This is a genomic window from Frigoriflavimonas asaccharolytica (assembly GCF_013294015.1).
GTDB lineage: Bacteria > Bacteroidota > Bacteroidia > Flavobacteriales > Weeksellaceae > Frigoriflavimonas > Frigoriflavimonas asaccharolytica.
Genome location: NZ_JABSNO010000009.1, coordinates 59835 through 78751, shown reverse-complemented (window position 1 = coordinate 78751; position 18917 = coordinate 59835). Strand labels below are relative to the sequence as shown.

The 18917-nt window shown below is 32.7% G+C and carries 21 protein-coding genes; 2 read left to right on the top strand and 19 right to left on the bottom strand.

Annotated features, from left to right (window positions below; translation table 11 throughout):
• Positions 1-180: 180 nt before the first annotated feature.
• From HNQ03_RS07775 to HNQ03_RS07685, 19 genes are all read right to left on the bottom strand, one after another.
• A complete protein-coding gene (locus tag HNQ03_RS07775) occupies positions 181-561 on the bottom strand; it encodes a GxxExxY protein (RefSeq protein ID WP_173779112.1) in 381 nt (126 codons plus the stop codon).
• 99 nt (positions 562-660) lie between these two features.
• A complete protein-coding gene (gene paaZ, locus HNQ03_RS07770; protein ID WP_173779111.1) occupies positions 661-3153 on the bottom strand; it encodes a phenylacetic acid degradation bifunctional protein PaaZ in 2493 nt (830 codons plus the stop codon).
• A gap of 618 nt (positions 3154-3771) precedes the next feature.
• Positions 3772-4596, bottom strand: a complete 825-nt coding sequence (locus tag HNQ03_RS07765; RefSeq protein ID WP_173779110.1) for an alpha/beta hydrolase — start codon at positions 4594-4596, stop codon at positions 3772-3774.
• Between the two features lie 181 nt (positions 4597-4777).
• Positions 4778-5470, bottom strand: coding sequence for a nitroreductase family protein (locus HNQ03_RS07760; protein WP_173779109.1), 693 nt, complete (start codon positions 5468-5470; stop codon positions 4778-4780).
• Positions 5470-6369: a BRCT domain-containing protein gene (locus tag HNQ03_RS07755; RefSeq protein ID WP_173779108.1), complete on the bottom strand. Its 900-nt coding sequence runs from the start codon at positions 6367-6369 to the stop codon at positions 5470-5472. The genes HNQ03_RS07760 and HNQ03_RS07755 overlap by 1 nt, the downstream gene beginning before the upstream one ends.
• 29 nt (positions 6370-6398) lie before the next feature.
• The gene (locus tag HNQ03_RS07750) at positions 6399-6812 is read right to left on the bottom strand and encodes a PaaI family thioesterase (RefSeq protein ID WP_173779107.1); all 414 of its coding nucleotides are present in this window, start codon (positions 6810-6812) and stop codon (positions 6399-6401) included.
• The gene (locus HNQ03_RS07745; protein WP_173779106.1) at positions 6809-7012 is read right to left on the bottom strand and encodes a hypothetical protein; all 204 of its coding nucleotides are present in this window, start codon (positions 7010-7012) and stop codon (positions 6809-6811) included. The genes HNQ03_RS07750 and HNQ03_RS07745 overlap by 4 nt, the downstream gene beginning before the upstream one ends.
• Entirely contained in the window at positions 7002-7256 is a 255-nt protein-coding gene (locus HNQ03_RS07740) for a hypothetical protein (RefSeq protein ID WP_173779105.1), read from the bottom strand. Before HNQ03_RS07740 ends, HNQ03_RS07745 begins: the two co-directional genes overlap by 11 nt.
• Positions 7253-8389, bottom strand: coding sequence for a 3-hydroxyacyl-CoA dehydrogenase NAD-binding domain-containing protein (locus HNQ03_RS07735; RefSeq protein ID WP_173779104.1), 1137 nt, complete (start codon positions 8387-8389; stop codon positions 7253-7255). The genes HNQ03_RS07740 and HNQ03_RS07735 overlap by 4 nt, the downstream gene beginning before the upstream one ends.
• Positions 8389-9213 carry a GLPGLI family protein gene (locus HNQ03_RS07730; RefSeq protein ID WP_173779103.1) on the bottom strand — a complete coding sequence of 275 codons (825 nt, stop codon included), beginning with the start codon at positions 9211-9213 and terminating at the stop codon, positions 8389-8391. Before HNQ03_RS07730 ends, HNQ03_RS07735 begins: the two co-directional genes overlap by 1 nt.
• Positions 9214-9256: 43 nt before the next feature.
• On the bottom strand, positions 9257-10054 hold the full coding sequence (locus tag HNQ03_RS07725; RefSeq protein ID WP_173779102.1) for an enoyl-CoA hydratase/isomerase family protein: 798 nt from the start codon (positions 10052-10054) through the stop codon (positions 9257-9259).
• Between the two features lie 162 nt (positions 10055-10216).
• A complete protein-coding gene (gene paaD / locus HNQ03_RS07720) occupies positions 10217-10693 on the bottom strand; it encodes a 1,2-phenylacetyl-CoA epoxidase subunit PaaD (RefSeq protein WP_173779101.1) in 477 nt (158 codons plus the stop codon).
• 316 nt (positions 10694-11009) lie between these two features.
• On the bottom strand, positions 11010-11759 hold the full coding sequence (gene paaC, locus HNQ03_RS07715; RefSeq protein ID WP_173779100.1) for a 1,2-phenylacetyl-CoA epoxidase subunit PaaC: 750 nt from the start codon (positions 11757-11759) through the stop codon (positions 11010-11012).
• A gap of 69 nt (positions 11760-11828) precedes the next feature.
• The gene (paaB, locus tag HNQ03_RS07710; RefSeq protein WP_173779099.1) at positions 11829-12110 is read right to left on the bottom strand and encodes a 1,2-phenylacetyl-CoA epoxidase subunit PaaB; all 282 of its coding nucleotides are present in this window, start codon (positions 12108-12110) and stop codon (positions 11829-11831) included.
• 133 nt (positions 12111-12243) lie between these two features.
• Positions 12244-12549 carry a hypothetical protein gene (locus tag HNQ03_RS07705; protein ID WP_173779098.1) on the bottom strand — a complete coding sequence of 102 codons (306 nt, stop codon included), beginning with the start codon at positions 12547-12549 and terminating at the stop codon, positions 12244-12246.
• Between the two features lie 28 nt (positions 12550-12577).
• Positions 12578-13519: a 1,2-phenylacetyl-CoA epoxidase subunit PaaA gene (gene paaA / locus HNQ03_RS07700; protein WP_173779097.1), complete on the bottom strand. Its 942-nt coding sequence runs from the start codon at positions 13517-13519 to the stop codon at positions 12578-12580.
• Between the two features lie 129 nt (positions 13520-13648).
• The gene (locus tag HNQ03_RS07695) at positions 13649-13912 is read right to left on the bottom strand and encodes a hypothetical protein (RefSeq protein ID WP_173779096.1); all 264 of its coding nucleotides are present in this window, start codon (positions 13910-13912) and stop codon (positions 13649-13651) included.
• On the bottom strand, positions 13896-14165 hold the full coding sequence (locus HNQ03_RS07690) for a hypothetical protein (protein WP_173779095.1): 270 nt from the start codon (positions 14163-14165) through the stop codon (positions 13896-13898). The genes HNQ03_RS07695 and HNQ03_RS07690 overlap by 17 nt, the downstream gene beginning before the upstream one ends.
• Before the next feature lie 62 nt (positions 14166-14227).
• Positions 14228-15316: an FAD-binding oxidoreductase gene (locus tag HNQ03_RS07685; RefSeq protein WP_173779094.1), complete on the bottom strand. Its 1089-nt coding sequence runs from the start codon at positions 15314-15316 to the stop codon at positions 14228-14230.
• Positions 15317-15530: 214 nt separating this feature from the next.
• On the opposite strand from HNQ03_RS07685, the gene clpB reads away from it, so the two are divergent.
• Together clpB and HNQ03_RS07675 are read left to right on the top strand one after the other, a co-directional pair.
• On the top strand, positions 15531-18122 hold the full coding sequence (gene clpB, locus HNQ03_RS07680) for an ATP-dependent chaperone ClpB (RefSeq protein WP_173779093.1): 2592 nt from the start codon (positions 15531-15533) through the stop codon (positions 18120-18122).
• A gap of 148 nt (positions 18123-18270) precedes the next feature.
• Positions 18271-18849: a YdeI/OmpD-associated family protein gene (locus tag HNQ03_RS07675; protein ID WP_173779092.1), complete on the top strand. Its 579-nt coding sequence runs from the start codon at positions 18271-18273 to the stop codon at positions 18847-18849.
• Positions 18850-18917: the final 68 nt, after the last annotated feature.

The following is an 18917-nucleotide window of genomic DNA, read 5'->3' as shown; positions in this document are numbered from 1 at the left end:
ATAAATATACACAGATAAAATTCTAAACATTAAAAAATCTGTGTAAATCCGTGTAATCTGTGGGCAAAATCGGCTCACGGATTTCACGGATTTGCACGATTTAAATTCTAAATGTTTTAAAACTCTTTGTAATCTGTGCGCTGAAAACGCTCTCATAATATATAGCTTTACACGTTTCCATCATTTATAACCATTCAACTTCCTCACAATATTATCCAGAATACAATCTGTATTAAAATTAACCAATATTCCCAAATGCAAATCGGTCAATTTCAAATAATTTAAAATTTGCTTATGATGAATAGGTGCCAATTCAACAACAGACTTCACCTCGATTATAATTTTATCTTCCACTAAAATATCCAAAATAAATCCCAATCCTAAATCTGTCCCTTTATAAATCGCGGGAATTTGAACTTGATTTTTCACTTTCAATCCTAAATTTTCTAATTCTAAAACCATTGCTTTTTCATAAACACTCTCGAAAAGTCCAGCACCCAAAGTATTATAAACTTCAAAAATCGCCTTCCGAATTAAAAATGAAATCTCATGTTCAGTCATAATAAATAATTTAATTTATACAATTCAAATAATTTACGCAGAAAATATCAGCATATCGAAACACCTTAAAATAAAATCCGTGAGATCCTTGGGCTAATTTTAAACCAAACCGAACTGCTCAAAATGATGCGTTACATGTTTTTGCTGAAAAAGTTCCATCATTTCTTTATTCAATAATCCGAAAATTAAATGCAAATGTTCTGTTTTCGGATTTTCTCGGTAATAGATTTGAAATTTTTTCACGGCTTCAATGAAATGCATTTTTGCCTCTTCCAAATTTTTATATTTTAATTCTGGCAATTTTCCATTTTCCAAAAACGGTGCTGGAAAATCTTTGGGCATTTTTCGGAAATTATACAAAGAATCTTGGTACAATTCTAAATGTTCTTCTGCTGTCACACATTGGTCAGCTTTTAATTCTCCGATGCTATACTTAAAAGTAGTTTCCAAATGTTCGAGCATATCTTGCGCTTGCATAGTTCCCCATTTTGCTACCGAATCTTTAGTCAGATTCCTCAATTTTTTTTCAAAATCTTTAAAATTAATTTTAATAAATGGTGATTTTTTAGCAACCAAGGTTAAAATTGTAGCCACACAAACTACTTCTTCCCTTTGGTTTACCACTTCTACCAACCATTTCACCACACCACTTGGCACATTTCTGCCTTTTACGCCTTTGTTTACTTTTTCTTTGGCTGTTAAATAAACGGTGATGGTATCTCCCGCATAAACTGGTTTGAAAAAATTACAATTCTCTAAACCATAATTGGCGATAACGGGTCCTTTTTTACCCGAAACAAATAATCCTGCAGCTGCAGAAAGTATAAAATATCCGTGTGCAACTTTCTGGTCGAAAATTGTTCCTGTCAAACTTGTTTCATCGGTATGTGCATAAAAATGATCCCAAGAAACGTTCCCAAAATTCACAATATCTGCGTCTGTTACTGTTCTTCCAGCGGTTTCCAGCGAATCTCCAACTTCTACATCTTCAAAATATTTTTGAAAAGGATGAAGGTCTGCAAATTTCTTTTCTGCACCCACTTGATAAATTTTTGTAATCGCCGTCAAAACATCTGGTGAACCTTGAATCGCAGTTTTTTGTAAGAAAAAATGCAATCCATTTAGACCACCCATTTCTTCTCCACCTCCTGCTCTTCCTGGTCCACCATGCATCATTGTTGGCAATGGCGAACCATGACCTGTACTTTCTTTGGCGTTATTTCTATTCAAAACAAAAATTCTACCATGAGAAGTTGCCATTTTCCAGGCAGTTTCTGCTACAAATTTTTCATCGTGAGAAATAATAGAACCTACCAAACTTCCTTTTCCGCGTTTCGCCAAAGCAGCAGCTTCTTCTATATCTTTATACGGCATCAAAGTAGAAACGGGTCCGAAAGCTTCTACATCATGAGAAATATTTTTGCTAAAAGGCGCATCATTCAAAAATAATTTTGGCGTCATAAATGCACCATTTTCATAATCTGCGTCTACTAATTCTTGTTTTCCATCATATATAAGTTCCGTTTCCGATTTCAGAATATTTATTTTTTCTAAAACTTCGCTGTACTGATCTTTTCCTGCCAAAGCTCCCATTCTGGTTTCTCTGCTCAATGGATTTCCAATTTTAACTTGGTCTAAAGATTTTATTAGAGCAGATTGAACGTCGCCCATTAAATTTTCTGGAACAATAATTCTACGAATAGCCGTACATTTCTGCCCAGATTTGGTAGTCATTTCGTTGCGAACTTCTTTTATGAACAAATCAAATTCTGGTGTTCCAGGTTTTGCATCCAAGCCCAAAATAGAACAATTCAAAGAATCTGCTTCCATATTAAAACGCACTGCATTTTCGGAAATAGACGGCATAGATTTCAATTTTTTTCCCGTAGATGCGGATCCTGTGAATAATACAGAATCTCCAGATTGCATATTTTCTAGCAGATTTCCGGCGCTTCCACAAATTAATTGCAAAGCTCCTTCTGGTAAAATTCCACTTTCTATGATGTCTTGAAAAACTGCATGCGTAAGGTAACTTGTAGGTGTTGCCGGTTTTACCAAAGATGGAACTCCCGATAAAAGTGAAGTAGATAATTTCTCTAACATTCCCCAAACAGGGAAATTGTAGGCATTTATTTGCACAGAAATTCCTTCACTTGGTGTTAAAATATGCGTGCCCAAAAGTGTTCCGTTTGCAGACAATTTTTGCGTATCTCCATCTACCCAAAATGGTGTATTGGGAAGCATTCTTTTTGCCAAACCAGAATAGGTGAAAAATGTACCAAATCCACCTTCTATATCTACCCAAGAATCTGCATGAGTTGCACCCGTTTTATAAGAAATTTCGTAGTATTTTTTCTTTCTTTCTAATAAATATAGGGCAATATCTTTCAACATTTGACCACGATCATAGAAAGTTTTAGAAGCCAAATTTTTGTAGCCCAAAGTTCTACCGAAATCCAATGCTTGTGCAAAATCTAAACCAGATGTATCTGCAGTTGCCACATGTTCGCCAGTTACAGAATTATACAATTTTGTACCGTCGGAATTGCCTTCAATCCACTCTCCGTAAATGTAATTTTTTAATTTATCCATAAAATATTTGTAAGAATTTTTGTCAGAAATCAATCATTAAGAGTACTTTAATAATGATTTCGGCGAAATTATTTGGTTAAAAATCAATAGGCTCAAGATACAAAAATTATAAGAATTATAAATTTTAGAAGCAGAAAGGTTTTCGCTTTTTTTGAAGCTGGTTTCCGGCTATTCACTATATCTTTTTTGCCATCGAAAATCATCGCGAGGTAAGAAGAACTTTAAAGGCAAAAAAGGATGCCGTTTCTATCCGGGCTAGAATAACGAGTTTCGCTTTTTTGAAGGGATGAATGTTGCGCTAATTTTACCAATTTTCTTTTCAAAGCACAATTTACACAAAGTTTGTCATTCCGTAGGAATCTCTGCTGTGAGATTCCTACGGAATGACAAACATAATTAATCTAATGCATTTAAGTTTAAAATTATATATAGTCTAAATGTTCCTAAGTTATAATTACTCTTGAAATCGTACGAAATCTGCGCCCCGACTTGAGTGGAATTCCTTTTTTTTGGTGGCTGAGCTTGCCGAAGCCAGCAAAAAAAAGAATGGGAACGGAAGGCGGAAATGTGCGCCATAAAAAATGCCTGATTAAAATCAAGCAAATCATTTAGACGAAATTATTTTAGATTTTTATTCATAAATTCTAAAATTTCGGTAGACCTTTTGTTCCATGGTAAAGCGTATTGCAATATCATGGGAACGTGTTTTTTATTAATGAAAATTGGTTGAATTTCGGGCTGAAACTCGTTTAATTTTGTTACAAAATGCTCGTTTGCAGTAATGATAGATGGATAGGTTTTCTTGCCCACGTAAATCATAAACGGTGGCGAATTTTCATCTAAAAAATTGATGGGCGATGCTTGACACCACTTTTCTGGATCGTTGCTCCAAGTTGCCAAATAATTATCTTGCTCTGTTGGCGGATATTTTTCTAGGTAATCCTTCATATCAATTCCGGCAGCATCATTTAATATAATACCCGAAATATCTTTGGGATTGATGCCAAATTTTGGATTTAAGACAGCATTTGCACCCAATTGTCCACCAGCAGAATGTCCCGTGATGAATAAATTTTCTGCATTTCCATGGTAATCTTTAATATTATTTTGAACCCATTTTATAGCCGTCGCAATTTCTGCGGTCATTTGGTTTACGTCTGCTTTTGGACTTAATGTATATTCTGGAATTACCGTAACTACATCTTTTCTGGCGAAATTTCTACCAAAAAAATTGTAAATACTTCGTTTTCCGCTATTCCAATTGCCACCGTAAACGTAGATTAAAACCTGTAATTTCTTATTTTTAGAGTTTTTCGGAACAAAAATATTGAGTTTTAGATCTTCATTTTGGGCAGAAGTTCCGTAGACAATATCTGCATTTTTTGTGGAAGCACAACTGGTAAATAGTAGCATTGCGAAAATTGTGAGGATGGTTGATTTCATAGTTGAATTTACGATATACTTGTACTTTGAGTTTTTTTTCTGTAGTTGAAACTTTTTTTACCGCAAATCAAAGATTCACTGATTCCTATAAATTTAGTAAAAAGAAGAAGTAAAAGATACAGAAGGAACAAATGACCTTAGTTTATGTAGTTATGCAAATGATTTGCGAAATTTAATATTATCATTCGTAAAACTCACTCACTTTATCCAGTGGTTTTCTTGTAATATCTGGAACATAAGTTTCGTCATGAGCGTAACCTACTGGAAATAAAATATATGCACGTTCGTTTTTTGGTCGGTTCAATATTTTTTCTAGAAAATTCATCGGACTTGGTGTGTGCGTCAGTGTTGCTAAACCTGCATTGTGAATGGCGGCGATGAGAAATCCACAGGCAATTCCTACAGATTCGTTGACGTAATAGTTGTTTTGCTTTTCGCCGTTTTCATCTAAATCGTAGACTTTTTTGAATGCGATAATCAGCCAAGGTGCGTTTTCTAAAAAGGGTTTGTGCATATCTGTACCTAAATGTGCCAAATCGTCTTTCCAACGTTCGCTCATTCTTCCTTCATAGCTGATTTTTTCTTCCTCTTCGGCGGCAATTCTAATTTGTTTTTTGATTTCCGCATTAGAAATGGCGCAGAAAGTCCAAGGTTGTTTGTGCGCGCCAGAAGGTGCAGTGGAAGCAGATTTGATAATATTTTCAATAGTATTTTTGGAAACTGGCTTATCGCTAAAAGTTCGGATAGATCTTCTTCTGTTGATTTGCCTTAAAAATTCTTCGCTTTTTTGCAGGGAAATTTCTCCATCGAGATTTGAATCGTCTTCGTAGCGGATGTGTTTGTGATTGTTGATGAGGATGAAATCTTTGGCCATTATAAACTATCGATAGTATCAAATAAATCAAATTCGTGCACTATAATTAAATTTTTACCATTTTTTCTATATTTTATAGCCTGCTCTATTTTTTTTCCATAACATGTAAATGCCCAACAAGCATTTTTTTCGTCACAAACAATTAAATAATCTAATTTTGAAGAAACTGAATTTGTTACAAAGCCGCCATACATTTCAATTTTTTCAGCGATTTCTTTTCTTTTGTAAGTTTGAGATACACCAGTTACACAAAATGTTTTTTCTTGAATTATTATTTCAGGGTCTATTTGATAAAATCCAATTTTTAAACTCTCTAATAAACTCTCAGTATTATTATCAGATTCTCCACTAATTGCTGTACAAAATTCCATGAAAGATTTATGTTCATCGTCTGTAATTACTTTATCTAAAATAACATTCAATGTTAAATTATAAATTTCATCAAATGGATATGTATTTTTTAAATAGTCATTATCATCCAACCAATCTTTTAAAAATGTAAGTTCTTGAATATTAATTTCTTTATCAATTGAAATTCCTTTAATTATACCTAATAACTTTTGGATTCCAGAAGTTATAACTGTATAATAACCAGATTTATTAATATATTGTTCACAATATAAAATAATATTTTGGCATTCATCTTGAGTTAAAATTTCGTCTGAAAGGCTTTCACGAAGTAAACTTATAATTTCTCTATATGGACTCTTATTTTCATATTCGCGATTATAATTTATCCAATTTTGGACTTCGGCCCTTTCTTTTTCATTTATTTCATTATCACTTTGGATTCCATTAATTATACCAATCAAAGTTTGTAAATCTTTTTCAATTGCCGAAGGATTTGAAAATTTCTTGTAATCACCTCTATCGTAAGTGTCAAATTTTTCTAAATTCATTTTGTATATTTTTTTAAGTTTTTAAAATTTTATAAATCCACTGCTTTTTTGTTGATTTTATAAACCGTTCCGCGGAAACTGGCAACCAAATCTTTGTTTTGATTGGTAACTAGAATATCATAAATCCCAGTTTTACGGGTTTCTGTGAGTAATTTACTTTCGGCAAAAAGCGTATCGCCCAAACGAACTGCGGTGGTGAAATTGATCACACAATTGAGTGCAACCGCAGCTTCTCCAGAATTATTAGAAGAAAAAGCCAACGCAGAATCTGCAAATGCAAAGGTAATTCCGCCGTGAACGGTTTTCAAACCATTGATCATTTCTTGCTTTATCGGCATTTCGATAAGGCAATATTTATCTTTTATTTCAATAATTTTTATGCCCATCCATTGCGAGAAAAAATCTTGATTGAGCATGTATTTTACAGTTTCTTGAGGTGTCATTTTGTTTTATTATTTTTAAATTCTTGATAGCCCAAAAATATAACAACTAAAGCCAAAGTTACATACCAACGACTTTTGAAAAATTCCATAAAACTGAGTTCAGATTTATTGATGAACATATCCATTACAAAGCTTAGAATCGTTAATAAAACGTAGGCAACTATTCCTTTTATAAATAAGTTTAGGTATTTATTTTCCATTATTTTTTCCTTTAAATTTATTTAAAACATCGCTCCAGGTTGGATTTTTAGAATCAGTAAAATAGTTAATTAAGAACATTACAAAGAAGACTACTACACCAAATAAATAAAATTTTAGTTTATAAACCTTCTCTATTTCATTGTCATTGTATGCGAAAAGAGCATTCATCAGCAACATAAAAATTGTAAAAAACAAGGCTTTCGCACTTGCCAATTTTATTCTATTAATTTTTTCTGGTTTCATGATAACTTTTTCAAAAGAGGTGATTGTCTATATCTCTCTTCCTGATACGTTTCGTAAAGATTTTGCAAAGTTTCAGAAATTTTATCGAAACCGATTTCTTTTCCCCAAGCCAACAATCCTTTTGGATAATTCACGCCTTTTTGCATGGCCAATTCCAAATCTTCGTCTGTGGCAATTTTTAATCTTTTGGCTTCCACAGCTTCATTGATCAACATAGAAATAATACGCAAGAAAATATCCTGATACAAGTTTTCATCTTTTTCTGGAACTGGTTTTACAGCATCTTTAGCATAACTAAAGAAACCTTTACCAGTTTTTCTGCCGTGCAATTTCGCCTCGCTCATTCTTTGTTGAAGCAGTGATGGTTTGTATTTTGGATCGTAAAAATAATCTGCATAAACCGTTTTGGTAACTGAAAAATTGATGTCGATTCCTATTAAATCCATTAATTCAAATGGACCCATTTTGAAATTTCCGACGGTTCGCATCGCATCATCTACTTGTTCTACGGTTGCAATTTTTTCTTCTACGATTCTCAAAGCTTCGCCATAAAACGGACGAGCCAATCTATTGACGATGAAACCAGGAATATCTTGAGCAATCACAGGAACTTTTCCCCATAATTTCATTAAATCATAGATTTTTTGAGGTAAATTTTCCTCCGTCAATAGTCCAGGAATTATTTCTACCAAAGGCATCAATGGTGCTGGATTGAAAAAATGAATTCCTAAAAATCGAGCTGGATTTTTTAATTCTGAAGAAATTGAAGTGATAGAAATTGAAGAAGTATTGGAAGCTAGAATACATTCATCAGAAACAATTTCTTCTAAATCTTTGAAAACTTTTTGTTTGATTTCTTTATTTTCAATGATGGCTTCGATAACTAAATCGCAGTCTTTCAATTCTTTTAAATCTGTGCAAAATTTAATTCTATATAAAATACCTTCACTTTCTTCTTGAGAAATTTTTTCTTTTTCTACCAATCTTGCTAAAACTTTCTGCAAACCTTCTAAAGATTTTTCAGTTTGCAAAGCGTTTTGGTCATACAAAAAGACTTTACAATTATTTGTGGCTGCAACTTGTGCAATGCCGATTCCCATGGTTCCGCTTCCTATTATACCGATGTTTTTCATTATTTTAGTAAATCTATTTCTATGATGTTGTTATCTTTTGCAATTTCATCTAACCTATATTTTTCAAATTCTCTGAAAATATCTATACCTCGTCTAAATTTCCCACTGCCATCAGTTTGGTCAGGAAAAGAACCAACCATATCTCCTACTGGGTTAATTCTGTAATTTTTGTAAGCTTTAATAAATTTTTGATAAGTTAATTCCACACGAGCGTAATTATTTAATTCAGGATAAATGAAATCATCAGTGAAATTTTTAATACCTTTCAATATAAATTGATGGCTTTTGGTCTCATCTTCAATTTTAACGATTAATCCTGGTAAATTTTTGAATTTATAAGGACCATCTTGAAAAGGAATATCTTTTGCAAACCATGCGATCCATTTTCTGCCACCATATTCTGTAGTTGCTTTTTGTGCTTTATAATTTAAAATTGTAGCATATTCGGGATAAAGCTTCCATTTTAAATTAATTGATTCATCAACAAAATATTCAGTAAAACCAAGTCTCTTTACATATTTAATCTTTTCAGAATTTATAGTTTTTTCAATTCTTTCATTAGTTATATTTTTGTTTGTCGGCATCGGCATTAATCCTTTTTTACTATTTACTAATAATGTAGAATCAGAGATAAATTGATCCAAATTAAAATATTCAGATTTATTTTCAAAAATATTTAAAGCCATGATTTCTGAAGAAACACTATCCATCTTTGTAGAATCTGAAATAAAGCGGTATTCATACAGAAATTGTTTAGTTTGCGAGCTTAATTTATTAAGAAATAGAAACAACAAAATTGTAATTAAAATTTTAAATTCTTTCATTTTATTGGTAAACTGTTACATTGATAAATTGTTACATTAAAATCTATTTTCCTTTATAAACAGGTTTTCTTTTCTGCAAAAACGCCGTAACTCCTTCTTTGAAATCTTCTGAATTTGCAGCGGTTTGCTGAAGTTTTGCTTCTAATTTTAATTGATCTTCCAAGCTATTGTCATAAGAATGCAAGAATGCTTTTTTGGTAATGGAAATTGCAGCGGTTGGAAGTTCAGAAATATTTTGAACGATTTCCATAGATTTCACCTCGAATTCTTCATCTGGGAAAACTTCGGCAATTAATCCGTGGGATTTTGCGTCTGTTGCAGATAATTTTTTACCTGTAAAAGTGAGGTAATTGGCCAATTGACGACCTAATAATCTTGGTAAATAGTAAGTTCCGCCAGTATCTGGAATTAAACCGATATTTACAAATGCTTGCGAAATGTAGGCAGATTCTTTGGCAAGAGAAAAGTCGCAGATTAAAGCGAGCATTGCTCCTGCTCCAACTGCAGGTCCGTTTATTAATGAAATTACCGGTTTTCTGCAATTAGAGATTGCCATAACTAGTGGATTGTAGTAATGTTCTACAATATTTTTGATGACATCTTTTTCTTCTGCACTCGGTCCGCTTAATGCTTCTTCAAGATTTTGACCAGAACAAAAGGCTTTTCCGCGACCAGAAATGACGATGCAGCGCACGTTTTCATCTGTGCTATTTTGGTTCACAAAAGCTGTCAATTCTTTTATTGAGGCTTTATTGAGCGCATTTAAAGTCTTTGGTTGATTGAGAAAAGCAATTTGAATTTTGCCTTCATTGTGAGATTCTACGTCGAATTGTGTGTACATAATTAATTTAAGAATTTGAAAATGAGTAAATTTGAAAATCTAATCTAACAAATATAAAGTTTTTAATTGTAGATTTCTTTAATGAGTTTACTTAATTAAAAAAATTTCAATACGCACTTATTTTTAAATTCTCAAATTAGCTCACTCTCAAACTAAAAACTTTTAGTGACATTTGAAATAATCAAACGGTTCTAAACAATCATTGCATTGGTAACTAGCCTTGCAAAGCGTAGAGCCAAATCGGCTGATTTGTTTTGTGTTTTCCGAGTTGCAACGTGGGCATTTTTTGGGCTTGTTTAATGATGCTTCATGATCTCCTTTATCTGGTGGTACAATTCCGAAAGCGCGAAGTTTTTCTCGAGCTACATCTGTGATCCAATCTGTAGTCCAAACTGGGGAAATTTTTGTGATCACGTTGGCTTTTATTCCCAATTCCATAAATTTCATGATGATATCTTCTTCGATATTATACATTGCTGGACAAGCGGAATACGTGGGTGTGATGATTATTTCTACCTCATCTTCTACTATAAATTTTGCTCCACGAACGATGCCTAATTCAACAATATTGATGACTGGAATTTCTGGATCGGGAATTTCGGAAAGGAATTCTATTAAGTTGAGTTTGCTGTTTACCATTTTAGGAATTTTTACCACATTTACTTGCTTTTTTTTACCACATAAGTAAATTTATATCATTCTGATTTAGTTTATATAAGTTCACATTAGGGGGATGGAAAAATTAAGCACAAAGACACAAAGTTTTAAATTTAAAAATTAATTCAAAGTAAAAATAGTTCATAGAGTTGGACAAATATTTTAACACATAAGTTACATTAGTAATCATAATTTAGTAAACATAAGTTCACATAAAGTGAATGGATATAAAAATTTAATTAAGCAAAAAACAACGATTGTTAAACTGTTACATTGATAAATTGTTACATTAAAAAACCTACCACGTACAACCAGGATATGCTCTTTGCATGTATTGCAATTCGCAGAGAATGTAGCCGAAATATTCTGTATGGATGCCTTTTCTACTGCCTTTTTGCATAAAATCTGATGTCGGAATTTCTATACCGAATGTTGCAAAATCTTTTTCAATTTGAGATTTCCAATCTTGGTGCAATTTTTTGGAAGAGGGAATTAAATCTAATTTTTCTAAATCTGCTTCGCCTTCTACTTCATCAAATAACCCGCCAGTATATTCCCAAACGTTTTCTAATGCTTCGGCTACTCTATTTTTGCTTTCTTCGTTTCCTTGTGCAAAAACTTTGAGCCAAGTGGAAGAATGCGTGTAATGATAGCGCACTTCTTTGATGGATTTTTCTGCCAAAGCCGCCAGTTGTTCGTCTGAACTTTGCATTAAATTTTCGTACAAAAATTTTAGATAAACGGAATAGAAATATACTTTCAAAATAATTTGAGCATAATCGCCATTTGGATATTCTGCCAATTGCGCATTGAGATATTCTTTTTCTTTACGAAGATAGGCAAGATCGTCTTCGGTTTTGTTTTCGCCTTCCAATTTTGCTGCGTATTTGTAGAAATTGGTGGCTTGTCCGAGATAATCTAGGGCAATATTTGTGAGCGCGATATCTTCTTCTAAATACGGACCTTTTCCGCAAAGTTCGGAAAGTCTTTGTCCGAAAATTAAGGAATCGTCGGCTATTTTGAGGGTATACTTGTAAAGTGGATTCATAAAATGGCTTTAAGCTTTTGGCTTTAAGCTATAAGCCAAATGCTTATCGCCTATTGCCTACAGCAATTATTACATATTTTTCACGTCGTTTGGGATTTCGTAAAACGTTGGATGACGGTATAATTTATCATCTGCTGGATCGAAAAACGCGTCTTTGTCTACTCCTTCAGAAGTTACAATATATTTACTTGGTACTACCCAAATAGAAGTTCCTTCCATTCTTCTGGTATATACGTCTCTTGCATTTTGCAATGCCATTTCTGCAGTTGCAGCTTGTACAATTCCCGCATGTTTATGGGATAAACCTGGTTTAGTTTGTATAAAAACTTCCCACACATCTAAGTTGCTCATATTTATATTTATCTTTTTAATTTTCTAACATAATTTGTAATCAAAATATTATCCTGATTTAAAATTAAATTATTTTCATCTAATAATATTATTTTATAACCTTGCCATTTATTAAAAGTTCTATTAAAAATTTTTAAAGAATCTTTGTAGACCTTATATTTAGTTTTTCTTTAACGTTTCTTGCAAAAATAAATTCCTTTGCTACATCTGAATTATCAGAAAAATCAACTTTAAAAAATGGAAAATTCGCTTCACAACTATCTTCAGAATAAAAACTTAACCCTAAATTCTCTCTTGGTGGTGGTGGTGGAAATTCTTCTCCATCTTTGTCATAACTAGTTATGTATGTTTGTTTAGCAGAAATCCATTTTCCTCTTATTTTAGAACTATTATCATCATTGGATCTTTTACAACTAAATAAAAAAAATATTAGTAACATTCCTAAAAATAATTTCATTTAATTAAAATTAAGCATTTACCAATTCCTCCTGCTTCTCCGCAAAAGCAATCGCTGCTTCTTTCACCCAAGAATGTTCTTTTTGGGCATCAATTTTAGTTTTTAATCGCTTTTTATTGCATGGTCCGTTTCCTTTTAGCACTTCCATAAATTCGTCCCAAGGTAAATCTCCAAAATCGTAATGTTGTCTTTCTTCATTCCAAACTAAATTTTCGTCTGGCATTTTTAAACCCAAAAATTCTGCTTGAGAAACCGTAACATCTATAAAACGTTGGCGAAGATCATCATTGCTTTCTCTTTTCACTCTATAATCCATAGATTTTTTAGAGTTTGGCGAGTCTGCATCATTTGGTCCGAACATCATCAAAGCTGGCCACCAAAATCTATTTAATGCATCTTGTGCCATATCTTTTTGCTCTTTTGTGCCGCGACAAAGCGTCATCAAAATTTCGTAACCTTGTCTTTGGTGGAAAGATTCTTCTTTGCAAATTTTCACCATCGCGCGGGAATATGGACCGTAGGAATTTCCCATCAACATTACCTGATTCATAATTGCTGCTCCATCTACCAACCAACCAATTGCTCCAATATCTGCCCAAGAAAGTGCAGCATAATTAAAAATACTGGAATATTTTGCCTTACCTTCCAACATTGCTTGATAAGTAGAGTCTCTATCTGCACCATTTTCACCGTTGTTCAACGTTTCGGAAGCGGAATAAAGGTATAAACCGTGTCCGGCTTCATCTTGAATTTTTGCAAGAAGTGCCATTTTTCGTCTTAAAGAAGGTGCTCTAGAAATCCAATTGGCTTCTGGAAGCATCCCAACTATCTCGGAATGTGCATGTTGAGAAATCTGACGAACCAATAGTTTTCTGTAATCTTCTGGCATTACATCTTTCGGTTCTACTTTATTTTCTGCTTGTACGTATTCTAAAAATTTATCGTGATCCATAATAATTTAATTTAACAATTTAATAATTTAGCAATGAAAAAATGAAAAAATTAACCTAAAAAACGCCGCTCAATTTTTAGATAAATTCTTATCAATTAATTATTTATCAAAGATACTTACTTTAATAATTTAGAGCAAGTTTCTTACCATTAATTTTTCTTTAGTAAAGATTCCTACCTTTCTGTTAGAAAATTCACCAGCTACAAAATTCACTTTTTTGCCGTTACTTTCTATTTCATATTCTTTGAAATGATACAAATGACCTTCAAAAGGATCTCTTACTTCTACATTTCTATCGGTACAATGCCAATAGAAATTCCAGATATTTAATCCATCAACCTCGTAAGAATCATTAATTTCTATGATTGCCGAAAATTTATAATCTATTTCCATAATTTTTATTTTTTTTTAACACAAAAACCTTTCTAAAATATCTTAAAAATAAAATCAATAGAAAAATTGAATTTATTATTAGCAGCCAGATTATTATATTAAAATTAATCCAAACTTCTTTTTGAATTAAATCAATTTCATCAAGATTTCTTATATAATTTAAGCTTCCAACAATTTGAAATGACCACCATAAATCTACAACTATTAAAATTAAAGATAAAACGGGCAAAATAAATTTTATATTTTTTTTCATCTCAAAACAGTCACTTTGAATTAAATTCTCAAATTCTCAAATTTTCAAATTCTCAAATTGAATTAAACATCATAAGTCAACATCACAATATTTGTAGTTGGGTGACATTGGCAAGTCAAGACAAAACCACGCTCTACTTCATCATCCGTTAATGCATAATTTTTTTCCATAAAAACTTCACCTTCCAAAACTTGTGCTTTGCAGGTGCAGCAAACGCCACCTTTGCAAGCAAAAGGTACGGGCAAATTGTCTACCAAGGCTTGATCTAGTATATTATTTTTTTTAGAGTTTAAGTGGAAAGAATATTCGTCGTCGTCGATGATCAAAGTTACCATACTTTCTAAGTTTGGAATGGCTTTAAATTCATCGCTCATTTCCGCATTATCTTCATCATCTGGCGCAGCAAAATATTCGTACATTACTTGCAAAGACGGCACTTTTTTGTCTTTTTTCAAATAATTAGAAATATCTTTTATCATTTCTGACGGTCCGCAAATAAAATAGGTACTTTCTGTAGCAGGTATTTCTGGCATTTGATCCAAAATAGCATCTAATTTTTCTGGGGAAATTCTACCTTCAAACAATTCGCCTTCATGGTGTTTCTCTCTGCTTACAAGGTAAATAATCTTCAATCTTCCTTCAAATTGATGGGCCAATTCATCTATTTCTTTTTTAAAAATAATATCTTGAAAACTTCTATTGCTGAATAAAAGATATGCTGTACTTTTTGGTTCTTGAAAAAGCGCTTCTTTTAAATTTGATAAAACGGGTGAAATTCCGCTTCCTGCAGCCAAACCAACATAAGTTTTGGTATTTGAAGGATGATAATTGGTAAAAAAATGTCCCATTGGTGGCATTATTTCTACCTCATCTCCTACTTTCAGTTTTTGGTTTAAATAAGTAGATACAACGCCGTTTTCCAGACGTTTCACTAGAATTTCTATAGCTGCATTTTTATCCGAAGGTGCATTTACAATAGAATAAGATCTTCTGTATTCTTCTTCCCCAAAATTGAACTTGAGCGTAAGATATTGTCCTTGTTTGTAGGCAAACTCATGACGAAGATTTTCTGGAATTTCAAAAGCGATATGGATACAATCATTGGTTTCTGGGGAAACTTTGGATGTTTTTAAGGTATGAAAATGCTGCATAATATAATCTGGTTTCGTTGAAAACGATTTTCACAAATATAATTATTTTTTAGCAAGGTTGAAAGTGATATTTTATTTCCATTTCAATCATTAATGAGAAATTATGACAGAGAAATGATTCCAAAATTATGATATTCGGAAATATTGTCATATTTTTTTATTAATTTTTAAATTGTATGACTTTTGATGCAATAATAATATAAAAATAAATACAATGAACTTAAATCAATACACCACAAAATCACAAGAAGCCATACAAAAAGCGCAACAAATCGCTATGGAATTTGGCAACCAACAAATAGAACCTCAACATCTTTTGGAAGGAATTTTTCAAATAGATGAGAATATTTCTGACTTTCTAATGAAAAAATCTGAAGCAGAATTAAATTTAGTGAGAGAAAGAAACCGAGAAAATTTAGAGAAACTACCGAAAGTAGAAGGTGGAAACATTTATCTCTCTCAATCCATGAATAAAGTCTTACTTGATGCTCCAAACATAGCCAAAAAAATGGGCGACGAATTTGTGACGATCGAACATTTGTGGTTGGCTCTTTTGGAAACAAAATCAGAAGTTTCTAGAATGTTGAAAGATTTTGGAATTACGAAAAAAGGCTTGGAAATGGCCATTAATGAACTTCGAAAAGGTTCTAAAGCTACTTCCGCAAGCTCGGAAGAAACTTTTCAAGCACTAAATAAATACGCCAAAAACTTCAATGAACTCGCCGCTGCTGGAAAACTAGATCCTGTAATTGGAAGAGATGAAGAAATTCGCAGAGTTTTGCAAATTTTATCCAGAAGAACGAAAAATAATCCAATTTTAATTGGCGAACCAGGAGTTGGTAAAACTGCGATTGCAGAAGGTATTGCGCACCGAATTATTTCCGGCGATATTCCCGAAAATTTGCAAAATAAAACCTTGTATTCTTTGGATATGGGTGCTTTAATTGCTGGTGCAAAATACAAAGGTGAGTTTGAAGAACGCTTAAAAGCCGTGATCAATGAAGTTACCAATTCCGATGGACAAATAATTCTCTTCATCGATGAAATCCATACTTTGGTTGGAGCAGGAGGTGGAGAAGGTGCAATGGATGCCGCAAATATTTTGAAACCAGCTTTGGCTCGTGGAGAATTAAGAGCAATTGGAGCGACCACTTTAAATGAATATCAAAAATATTTTGAAAAAGATAAAGCCTTAGAAAGACGTTTCCAAAAAGTGATGGTAGAAGAACCAGATACAGAATCTGCGATTTCTATTTTACGTGGAATTAAAGATAAATATGAAGCTCACCACAAAGTTCGTATTAAAGATGAAGCAATCATTGCGGCAGTAGAGCAATCTCAACGCTATATATCTGATCGATTTTTACCAGACAAAGCCATCGATTTAATTGATGAAGCATCTGCAAAATTGAGAATGGAAATTAATTCTAAACCAGAAGAATTGGATGTTTTGGATCGGAAACTCATTCAAATGGAAATAGAATTGGCAGCAATTTCTAGCGAGGGAAATACCATTAGAATTAATCATTTAAAAGAAGATATTTCTAAAATTTCTGAACAGCGAAACGAAATCAACGCAAAATGGTTGAAAGAAAAACAAAAATCTGAAGATTTAACCGCTATAAAAAATGAAATTGAAGCTTTGAAATTAGAAGCTGAACGTGAATCTAGAGCAGGAAATTATGCTAGAGTGGCCGAAATTCAATATGGCAAAATAAAAGAGAAAGAAGATGATTTGCATAAATTAGAACTCGAAATGCAAAATCATCAAAATGAACTTATAAAAGAAGAGGTTACTGCAGAAGACATCTCTGAAGTTATTTCTAAATGGACAGGAATTCCGGTAACCAAACTCATTCAATCTGAAAGAGAAAAACTCTTGCATTTGGAAGACGAACTTCACAAAAGAGTGGTAGGACAAGAAGAAGCGATAGAATCTATTGCAGATGCTATCCGTAGAAACAGAGCAGGTTTGAACGATGAAAAAAAACCAATTGGTTCTTTTTTATTTTTAGGAACAACCGGAGTTGGAAAAACAGAATTAGCAAAAGCATTGGCAGAATATCTATTTGACGATGAAAACAATATGACGAGAATTGATATGAGTGAATATCAAGAACGACATTCTGTAAGCAGGTTGGTTGGTGCTCCTCCAGGATATGTGGGCTATGATGAAGGTGGACAATTGACGGAAGCCGTGCGAAGAAGACCTTATTCTGTGGTGCTTTTAGACGAAATTGAAAAAGCGCATCCCGATGTTTTCAATACACTTTTGCAGGTTTTGGATGATGGAAGATTGACGGATAATAAAGGAAGAGTGGTGAATTTTAAAAACTCCATCATCATTATGACGTCCAATTTAGGTTCGCATATTATCCAAGAGAATTTTGAAAATTTGACGGAAGAAAATCAGTTTCAAATTGTCGAAAAAACGAAAACCGAAGTATTTGCATTACTTAAACAAACGCTTCGTCCAGAATTTTTGAATAGAATTGATGAAACGGTTTTATTCCAACCGTTAACTAAAAAAGAAATTGGTAAAATTGTTCAATTTCAATTGAAAGGATTTAACAAAATGTTGGCAAGTAGAGGCATCATTTTAACGGCTACAGAAGATGCAATTGCTTACATCACAGAGAAAGGTTACGAACCAAGTTTTGGAGCTAGACCATTAAAAAGAGTGCTTCAACAGGAAGTTTTAAATAAACTTTCCAAAGAAATTCTGGCAGGAAATGTGAATGATGGCGATAGAATTACGCTGGATTATTTTGTAGAAAGTGGTTTGGTTTTTCGACCAATTGCGTAAAATTTAACATAGTTTTTTTTCATACTAAGTTTTTTGTTGTGATCCGTCTCGAGAATTTTCGAGGCGGATTTTTTTTGATTTTTTGCTCGCAGATCTGTACAGATTTAATTTATAATATTTCATTAATTTAGTTTAAAATTTCAAACCAATGAATGCAAAAGCTAATTTCTACTTCGAAAAGGATTCTAAATTTCAAGCAGAAATAATAGAATTGCGAAAAATCGCCTTAAAATCTGGTTTAGAAGAAGAGTTGAAATGGGGTTGCCCTTGCTATACTTTAAAAGGGAAAAACGTTTTTTTAATTCATCATTTTAAAGAATATTGTGCTATTTTATTTTTTAAAGGTGCTTTGATGAAGGATTCTGAAAAGATATTAATTCAGCAAAGTGAAAATGTGCAATCGGCAAAGCAAATGAGATTTAAAAATTTAGAAGAAATAAAAAATTTTGAAAAAACTTTTGGCGAATACTTCCAAGAAGCCATTAACGTAGAAAAATCTGGCGAGAAGGTAGTTTTAAAAAAGACTAAAGAGTTTGAAATTCCAGAAGAATTGACGGATTATTTCCATCTAGATGAAACTTTAAAAATGGCTTTTGAAAAACTAACACCTGGAAGACAGCGCGCTTATCTATTGTATTTTTCTACTGCGAAACAATCTAAAACCAGAGTTGATAGAATTGAAAAGTATATTCCTAAAATATTAGCTGGCAAAGGTTTGAATGATTGAGATAAACTTCTTTATAATCGTTTCAATTTCTATCTTGGTCTCTTTCGCAGCCCGTCTTGAGTGGAAAT